General features: G+C 56.9%; 1 protein-coding gene and 1 pseudogene. Both read right to left on the bottom strand.

Features of this window, described 5'->3' with window-relative positions; all coding sequences use genetic code 11:
- Positions 1-182: 182 nt before the first annotated feature.
- Entirely contained in the window at positions 183-770 is a 588-nt protein-coding gene (locus tag ABYT07_RS20930; protein ID WP_372993924.1) for an MOSC domain-containing protein, read from the bottom strand.
- A gap of 110 nt (positions 771-880) precedes the next feature.
- Positions 881-1,696 (bottom strand): annotated as a pseudogene (locus ABYT07_RS20925) (cell division protein FtsH); the annotation flags it as partial.

The following is a 1,696-nucleotide window of genomic DNA, read 5'->3' as shown; positions in this document are numbered from 1 at the left end:
CCCAAACCGGCCTTTTGGTTTGGACCGCGAAAGAATGAATGCACAAAATCAGAGGGACACATTATAGTGCCCGACCACACCCACCATGACCCGATCGTGTTTCAGCCGCCAGCCAATGCTCCTGAAGGTATAGACAACATCATGACGGGGGGGGCTCGGCTATTGCGATCTTGTACCTTGGGTCAGATCATCCCCGGTGCCCACGCCCGTTGGTCCGGAACATGCAGCCGCATACGCTCTCCTAGCTGTAAAACCCCTTCGCGCTCGACCCAAGCGGTGACACCTCGACGGTCTTTTGCGGCGGGCTTGAACGCCTTGCCAAGACCGGGCATATCGGCCTCGATCTCTCGGGAAGGCAGGGTGCAGGGACGGTTTTCCATGTCGATTACGATGGTCGCGCCAGAGGCCGCTTGCAGCCGAGACGACGGCGGCACGTGGGTGAAATCAGAAATCCCCTCGATCACCATCGAAGCCCCCATATAGGCGGGGTCCAGCGCTGGAATACCCATTGTGGCGGCGATGGCGGCAATTTCTTCGGCGCTCATCACACAGATCTGGCGCGTGTTGCGGATCACTGTGTCGCGCGGATATTGGGATAACACACGGCTGCAAGATGGGCGCGTCAGCCCGCCATGATCTTCGCCCTCAGGACCGGCAAAGCTTAACGTCAGCGATGTTTGCGGCTGCGCTTTCAGGCCAGCGGCGCGGTCAGGAACGATGCCGAGCCAAGTGATGGTGGCATAATGGTCGGTGGGGATCAGCGCGGGCATGGGTGTCTCTCCTTGTTGGGGACAACTTGCGTAAAACCTGCACAAAAGAAAAGGCCCCGCAGATGCAGGGCCTTTTTAACTTTTTCGACCGTTAGGGTCATCTGTGCAGATCAAGCTGTCGGCTCAGGCTCAAGACCACCCGATGGGGGCGATTTTTTGCCTTTGGCCTTGGGGATTGCCGTTACACTTGGCTTGTCCATCCCACTGTTGTCTTCGCCGTCAGGATCTTGCGGTGGTTTGCCATCCATGATGCGCTGAATTTCTTCGCCAGTGAGCGTTTCATATTCCAGCAAGCCTTGGGCCAGACGCTCGAATTCCACCTCGAATTCGGAAATCATCTTGAACGCGCGATCATAGCCTGTGTCGATGATGGCTTTGACTTCGCTTTCGATCAGTTCCTTGGTCGCGGCAGAGACACTAAAGCCGCCCGCGCCACCGTTGGCCTGATAACCCGCAGCCGCTTCGGAATAGTCGATGTTCCCGACCTTATCCGACATACCCATGCGCATAACCATGCCGCGCGCCAACTGGCTGGCCTGCATGATGTCGCCCATAGGACCGGAAGACACGCTATCAGGGCCGTATTTAAAGATTTCAGCCGCTTTACCCGCCATTGTCATGGCGATCTTCTGTTCGGCTTCATCCTTGAACATTTGCAGCTTGTCCATTTCAGGCAGGCTCATCACCATGCCCAAGGCACCACCGCGTGGAATGATCGTGGCCTTGTAGACGGGGTCGCATTTGTCCAGCTTCATACCAACGATGGCATGGCCGGCTTCGTGATAGGCCGTCTTTTCTTTCTGATCTTGGGTCAGAACCATCGAACGCCGTTCGGCACCCATCATGATCTTGTCCTTGGCGGATTCGAAATCCATCATTGCCACGAAACGGCGACCGACACGCGCAGCGGTCAACGCAGCCTCGTT

Source organism: Sulfitobacter sp., assembly GCF_041552635.1.
Taxonomy (GTDB): domain Bacteria; phylum Pseudomonadota; class Alphaproteobacteria; order Rhodobacterales; family Rhodobacteraceae; genus Sulfitobacter.
This window is presented reverse-complemented; position numbering and strand designations above follow the sequence as displayed.

What these genes read in the sequence shown, in the direction of transcription:
- ABYT07_RS20930 (WP_372993924.1), bottom strand. Translation starts at nt 770, where the DNA reads ATGCCCGCGCTGATCCCCACCGACCATTATGCCACCATCACTTGGCTC.